Source organism: Pontibacter sp. HJ8 (genome assembly GCF_054824225.1).
Genome location: NZ_JSYF01000118.1, coordinates 24,595 through 31,691 on the forward strand (window position 1 = coordinate 24,595; position 7,097 = coordinate 31,691).

General features: G+C 50.2%; 5 protein-coding genes. 1 reads left to right on the forward strand and 4 read right to left on the reverse strand.

The window, feature by feature from the left end:
• Positions 1–60: 60 nt before the first annotated feature.
• The 3 genes from OB13_RS06680 to OB13_RS06690 form a co-directional block, all read right to left on the reverse strand.
• The gene (locus OB13_RS06680; RefSeq protein WP_461489378.1) at positions 61–1,620 is read right to left on the reverse strand and encodes an acyl-CoA carboxylase subunit beta; all 1,560 of its coding nucleotides are present in this window, start codon (positions 1,618–1,620) and stop codon (positions 61–63) included.
• A 182-nt stretch (positions 1,621–1,802) separates the two neighbouring features.
• On the reverse strand, positions 1,803–4,403 hold the full coding sequence (locus OB13_RS06685; RefSeq protein WP_461489379.1) for an ATP-dependent Clp protease ATP-binding subunit: 2,601 nt from the start codon (positions 4,401–4,403) through the stop codon (positions 1,803–1,805).
• Positions 4,404–4,519: 116 nt separating this feature from the next.
• Positions 4,520–5,125, reverse strand: a complete 606-nt coding sequence (locus OB13_RS06690; protein ID WP_461489380.1) for a WbqC family protein — start codon at positions 5,123–5,125, stop codon at positions 4,520–4,522.
• A 294-nt stretch (positions 5,126–5,419) separates the two neighbouring features.
• Here OB13_RS06690 and OB13_RS06695 point away from each other — a divergent pair, with 294 nt between their 5' ends.
• Positions 5,420–6,331, forward strand: coding sequence for a lysophospholipid acyltransferase family protein (locus OB13_RS06695; protein ID WP_461489381.1), 912 nt, complete (start codon positions 5,420–5,422; stop codon positions 6,329–6,331).
• Between the two features lie 72 nt (positions 6,332–6,403).
• Here OB13_RS06695 and OB13_RS06700 read toward each other — a convergent pair whose 3' ends face one another.
• Positions 6,404–7,030 carry an L-threonylcarbamoyladenylate synthase gene (locus OB13_RS06700; RefSeq protein WP_461489382.1) on the reverse strand — a complete coding sequence of 209 codons (627 nt, stop codon included), beginning with the start codon at positions 7,028–7,030 and terminating at the stop codon, positions 6,404–6,406.
• Between the last annotated feature and the right edge of the window lie 67 nt (positions 7,031–7,097).

Consider the following 7,097-nt stretch of genomic DNA (forward strand, 5'->3'; position numbering starts at 1 on the left):
TCAGGGATAACGAGCAGGGGCAGGCTTTGTTTATTCCCGACTACTGCTCCTCAATCACTGTTACAACGGTATATTTCCGTGCTTCTTACGGGGAAGCTGCACGGCTTTATTTTCCAGCATTTTAAACGCTTTGATCAATTTGCCGCGCGTCTCCGACGGCATGATCACCTCGTCAATGAAGCCGCGGTGGGCTGCACGGTAAGGTGTGGCAAACTTGCTTTTGTATTCCTGTACCTTCTCCGCCAGTTTTGCTTCCGGATCTTCGGCCGTCGCTATTTCGCGCTTAAAGATGATCTCGGCAGCACCCTGCGCACCCATGACCGCGATCTCGGCAGTAGGCCAGGCATAGTTCATATCAGCGCCGATGTGTTTGGAGTTCATCACGTCGTAGGCGCCGCCATAGGCTTTGCGCGTGATGACGGTGATGCGGGGCACGGTAGCTTCACAGAAAGCATACAGAAGCTTGGCTCCGTTGGTAATGATGCCTCGCCACTCCTGATCTGTGCCCGGCAGGAAGCCTGGTACGTCTTCGAGTACCAGCAGCGGCACATTAAAGCTGTCGCAGAAACGCACAAAACGGGCGGCTTTGGTGCTGGCGTTGATGTCCAGTACACCGGCCAGTATTGCAGGCTGGTTGCCTACTATACCTATACTTCTGCCCCCAAGACGCGCAAATCCTACCACGATGTTTTCGCCGAAGTTCTTGTGCACTTCAAAGAATGAACCGTGGTCGATGATGCCTTCTATAACCTCACGCATGTCGTAAGGCTGGTTCGGGTTTTCGGGTATGATGGAGTCGAGTTCAGCGCGTGTTTCATCTGCGGAGTTATCATAGGGCAGGGAAGGAGGCAGTTCCTCACAGTTTTGCGGGATATAGCTCAGCAAGGTTTTGATGTAGGTGATGCACTCCACTTCGTTGGCGCAGGAGAAGTGGGTTACGCCGCTTTTGGTGCTGTGGGTGCTGGCACCGCCCAGTTCCTCCGAGGTTACATTCTCGTGCGTTACCGTCTTGACTACGTTAGGACCTGTCACAAACATGTAGGAAGTATCTTCCACCATCATGATGAAGTCCGTAATGGCAGGGGAGTACACGGCTCCGCCCGCACATGGTCCCATGATGGCAGAGATCTGCGGGATAACGCCGGAAGCCAAGGTGTTGCGGTAGAAGATATCGGCATAGCCACCCAGCGAAACCACCCCCTCCTGAATACGGGCACCGCCGGAGTCATTCAGGCCAATAACGGGAGCGCCGTTTTTCATGGCCAGTTCCATGATCTTGACGATCTTTTCGGCATGCGTTTCAGAAAGCGAACCGCCCAGCACGGTGAAGTCCTGCGAGAAAACATAGACCAGGCGCCCGTTGATGGTGCCGTAACCGGTCACTACACCGTCGCCCAGGTAATACTGCTTGTCCAGGCCGAAATCCTTGGAGCGGTGCATCACAAACTTGCCTATTTCCTCAAATGAGTTCTCATCCATCAAAAGATGAATGCGCTCCCGGGCCGTCAGTTTGCCTTTTTTATGCTGTGCTTCTATTCTGTCCTGTCCGCCACCCAGCAACGCTTCGGCATTTTTGCGCTCCAGTGTTTCTATATGACCTTGTTTGATTTCTCCTGCCATGAAAAAGGGTATATCTATAGTATTAAGAATCGTTAGATTAACTGTCAAATTTAAAAACTATCAGCCGAAAACAGCTATACTCCCAGTACTTTTTGAATCCGGTCAGGTGTAAAGGCACCGGATCGCATCAAAAAAGAAGGGCTACCCGTAGGGGTAGCCCTTAAAAAATTATTTGTTACTGATTATTCGCCTGTTTTGTCCGTATCTGAACCGGAAGACTTGGTTGGCTCTGTTTCCTCTTCATCATCCGAAGCGCCTTTGCCTTTTTTGCCATTGCTCTTCTTGGAGGAGAAAGTCAGAATTTCGTCGCCTTCCTTATAGTCTACCATCATGGTATCACCTTGTGCGATCTCAGCTTTCAGTATTTCTTCCGCAATCGGATCTTCGATGTACTTCTGAATAGCACGGTTCAGCGGACGGGCACCATACTTCGGATCATAGCCTTTCTCCGCTACGTAGTCCTTCGCTTTGCTGGTGAGCTCAATCTTGTAGCCCAGTGATTCAATGCGCTTGAACAGCTTGCCAAGTGACAGCTCGATGATCTTGTGCATATCCTCACGACCCAGCGAGTTGAACACGATCACGTCGTCCAAACGGTTGAGGAACTCAGGCGAGAAGGTTTTCTTCAACGCACTGGCGATCGTACCTTTCATGATGTCGTCTACGTTGTCCTGCTTGGTCTTTGACATGAAACCGATACCGGCTCCAAAGTCCTGCAGGTCACGGGCACCGATGTTGGAGGTCATGATGATGATCGTGTTCCGGAAGTCCACCTTGCGGCCGAGTCCGTCTGTCAGGATACCATCGTCCAATACCTGCAACAACAGGTTGTATACATCCGGGTGCGCTTTCTCGATCTCGTCGAGCAGTACCACAGAGTAAGGCTTACGACGGATCTTCTCGGTCAGCTGACCACCTTCTTCGTAACCCACATAGCCCGGAGGCGCTCCCACCAGGCGAGATACACTGAATTTCTCCATGTACTCACTCATGTCGATACGCACCAGCGAATCTTCTTTGTCGAATAGGTAAGTGGCCAGCACTTTGGCAAGCTCGGTTTTACCCACACCAGTCGGACCTAAGAATACAAAAGAACCAATCGGCTTCTTCGGATCTTTCAGACCCACACGCGTACGCTGGATCGCTTTCACCAATTGCTTGATGGCTTTTTCCTGACCGATCACTTTGCCGCTCAGTTCATCCGCCATGTTCAGCAGCTTCTGACCTTCGTTCTGCGCGATACGCTTCACAGGTATACCTGTCATCATGGCAATAACTTCTGCCACATTTTCCTCTTTTACTGTATAGCGCTTCTTCTTGGTCTCTTCTTCCCAGCCTTTTTTAGCCGTTTCGAGCTGGTCGATGAGTTTTTTCTCCTTGTCGCGCAGTTGGGCAGCCTCTTCATATTTCTGGCTTTTCACCACGCGGTTTTTCTCACCCTTGATGTTCTCGATCTGCTCTTCGAGCTTCAGGATATCTTCCGGCACCACGATGTTGTTGATGTGCACGCGTGCACCGGCTTCATCGAGTACGTCAATGGCTTTGTCTGGCAGGAAGCGGTCGCTCATGTAGCGGTCGCTGAACTTCACACAGGCCTCAATCGCCTTGTCGGTGTAGTTCACATGGTGGTGGTCCTGGTACTTGTCCTTGATGTTGTTCAGTATCTCGATTGTTTCCTCCGGAGTGGTAGGATCTACCATTACGATCTGGAAACGACGGGCCAGGGCACCGTCTTTCTCGATGTACTGACGGTACTCATCCAGGGTAGTGGCACCGATGCATTGGATCTCACCACGGGCAAGCGCAGGCTTGAACATGTTGGAGGCATCCAGCGAGCCGGAAGCGCCACCAGCACCCACAATGGTGTGTAACTCGTCAATGAACAGGATCACGTCCGGGGACTTCTCCAGCTCGTTCATCACGGCTTTCATACGCTCCTCGAACTGTCCACGGTATTTTGTACCAGCTACCAGCGAGGCCAGGTCCAGGGTCACCACGCGCTTGTTGAAAAGCACACGGCTTACCTTTTTCTGGATAATGCGCAGGGCAAGTCCTTCAGCAATAGCTGTTTTACCTACACCAGGCTCACCAATCAGGATCGGGTTGTTTTTCTTACGGCGGCTCAATACCTGGGCCACACGCTCGATTTCTTTTTCACGACCCACTATCGGGTCCAGCTTATCGTCTTCGGCCAGCTTGGTCAGGTCGCGGCCAAAGTTGTCAAGCACCGGAGTGCGTGACTTTTCGCCCGGCTTTTTGCTGGAACTGCTGCCAGCTCGCGAAGAGCTGCCAAACAGCTTGTCAGAATCATCTGAATCGTCTGTGTCAGACGATGCCAATGGATTATTGCTATGATAATCCAAAGAGTCTCTTATGGCTTCGTAGTTCACGTTGAATTTCGCTAATATTTGTGAAGAAATATTGTCTTCATCCCGAAGGATGGATAATAAGAGGTGCTCAGTACCAATGATGTCACTTTTGAAGATCTTAGCCTCCAGATAAGTAATCTTAAGCACCTTCTCCGTTTGTTTAGTAAGCGGGATACTACCGGTGATGTTGCTGTTCTGAGAGGCGGTGTTGCGGGTTGCCTGCTCCAGCGCATACTTCAGTTCATCTATCGAAACGCCCAGCTTCTTGAGTAGGGCGATGGCAGTACCTTCTCCTTCCCGGATCATGCCCAGCACCAGGTGTTCGGTGCCGATGTAATCATGCCCAAGACGAATAGCTTCCTCACGGCTGAGTGAGATGACCTCTTTCACTCTGTTTGAGAATTTAGCTTCCATGTAATCGCTATAAAAAATCTAAAAAGTCTAAAAATTGTAATTGATTGAGGCTAACAGGATAAGCCCTATTTGTAAACAAGCCGCGGAGTACAAAGGTTTAGTTTTGGAGCAGCCTCTTATTGTATATAGGAAAGTGACTTTGGTCCCTGTGTAAACAACAAGTCAATTATACTAAGATCGTGTACAAATTGTTTGCCAAATACTTGCGTATAGGGTTTTACGTACAAGTTGTCAGGAATGATTTTAGGATGCACCCGGTTTCTGAAGTCCAGCACATCGGCCGGATACGCCGCCATATAGTCCTGGGTGAACTCCAGCGACTTATCCAGTTTCAGAAATTTAAGATAAAGCCGCAATAAGTCAACGTTCAATTCAAATAAATATTTCGGCTGCCGCTCATATACCTCCCGGATATAGTCACTGTAAAATTCAAAATAAGGAGCCCGGCCGTAAGCCGCCTGTATAGTGCGCCAGTGAACATTATACCATTTCTGGCTGTAGTCGATCTCGATGTCTGTGATACGGGTCTTGTCCTTGCTGTTGCCCCGAAGCACTGGTATGCTCAGCGGCACCGCCCCTTGAGCCGTGAGCACATGGCAGCGGTTGCGGTAGCTTTGCTTCACATAGTTCTCATGCTGCTCCACCAGTATACGGTCGGCACGCAGCACTTGCGCAAAGTATTGAATGGGCGGATTATAAAGTATTTCGGTCAGTAAGATCAAGGGAGTTGAAAAGTTTGAAAGTTGTAAAGAGTTCTGAGTCGCGAGTTCTGAGTCTTGAGTTGTGGTTTTTATGAGCTATAAGTGTAAACAGGTTTATCTGATTAGAAACGCTGGTTTCGATCAATACCATAGAGTGCATGTACGCTATACCTGGAAACTATTATCTATTGTCCCATACTTACAGTCCTGCGTCCTGTGTCTTACGTCTTGTGTCTATTGTCTGCGAAATAAGCATGAATTCTTTAATTTCATAATACAAGGCGAGGTTGTACCTTTGTGGCCGACCTATACCTTGTGAAGAAATCTCCTGACATCCCTGCTCTGTATTACCCGTTGTGGCTGTTGCTGAAGGGCCTGTCCCTGCTGCCGCTGCCTGTGCTCTATGTGCTCGGGGACTTCCTATACCTGCTGGTATACCATGTCATCGGGTACCGCAAAAAAGTGGTGTTGCAGAACCTGCGCCATTCTTTCCCGGAGAAAAGTGAGCAGGAAATAAAGCAGATCACCAAAGCCTTCTACAAACAGTTTCTGGAAGTCGTGATGGAGATCCTGAAGCTGGCATCGATGGATGAAGCGGAGATAAAACGCAGGATCGTATTTACGAACCAGGAGGTGCTCGATAACTTTGTGAAGCAAGGGAAGCCCGTAATTACAATGGGGTCTCACTCGGGTAACTGGGAATGGATCCTGCCGGCTGGTGCTGTGCAGTATGACTTTCCGGCCGAAGGTATCTACAAGCCGCTCAGCAATAAGTTCTTCGAGGAGTTTATGCTGCACATCCGCACCCGCCTGGGAGCCCGCCTCATCAAAATGAAAGACACCATGCGTGACTTTGTCCGGAACAGGAAAGTGCCCCGTGTCATTGCCATGCTATCCGACCAGACGCCACCTTTCGGTGAAATACAATACTGGACTACTTTCCTCAGCCAGGAAACGGCTTTCTTTGTAGGAGCCGAAAAACTGGCCAATGCTTTCGGGTGTCCGGTGCTCTTCCTGGAGGTATACCGCCTTAAACGCGGACAGTACCAGCTTACCTTCGAGGTGTTATCCGACGGGATCAACAAACCGGTAGAAGGCGAATACCCGATCACAGAAGCCTTTGCCCGGCGACTGGAAGCTTCCATCCGGCGCAGTCCCGCCAGCTACCTTTGGACCCACAAACGCTGGAAACACAGCAGGCCGCAAGCGGCCAGTTCTGAGTCGTGAGTTCTGAGTCTCGAGTTGATTTTCCAGATTATTTTTACGGACTCGAGACTCAGAACTCGTGACTCAGAACTCTTAAAGAAATTCCTCAATATCCCCGGCGCCTTCCCGGAGCACTTCGAAATTATTGGCCGCGTCCACTACCGTAGAGGCGATGTTGTTGCCCGGGCCGCCATCGATCACGGCATCCACCAGGTTGCGGTACTTCTCATAGATCAGTTCCGGGTCTGTGCTATACTCCAATACCTCGTCCTCATCGCGGATGGAGGTAGAGAGGATGGGATTGCCCAATTCTTTTACCAGAGCCAGCGCGATCGGATTGTCGGGTATTCTTATACCTACTGTTTTCTTTTTGCTGCCCGCATACCTGGGCACCCGGCTGCTGGCATCGAGCACAAAGGTGAAGGGGCCCGGCAGCGCCTTCTTCAACACTTTGTAAGTAGGGGTGTCGATCTTGGCATAGTCCGAGATATGGGTCAGGTCAGAGCAGATAAAGGAAAGGTTCACCTTGTCGGGCTTTATGCCTTTGATCTGGCAGACACGCTCTACCGCCCGCGTGTTGTGGATGTCGCAGCCCAGGCCATAGATGGTGTCGGTGGGATAGATGATCACGCCGCCATTGCGAAGTATGCTGACTGCCTCCTGTATTTTTTTCGGCTGCGGATTGTCAGGATGAATCTGTAGAAAAACAGCGTTGGCCATAGGGATATAGTGAGTTAGTTCAGAAGAATAATGAAGGCATACTGGTTTAAGACAGGAAGCGTTTCAA

Coding starts and splice junctions, on each gene's coding strand:
- OB13_RS06700 (WP_461489382.1), bottom strand. CDS start 7,030: ATGGCCAACGCTGTTTTTCTACAGATTCATCCTGACAATCCGCAGCCG.
- OB13_RS06680 (WP_461489378.1), bottom strand. CDS start 1,620: ATGGCAGGAGAAATCAAACAAGGTCATATAGAAACACTGGAGCGCAAA.
- OB13_RS06685 (WP_461489379.1), bottom strand. CDS start 4,403: ATGGAAGCTAAATTCTCAAACAGAGTGAAAGAGGTCATCTCACTCAGC.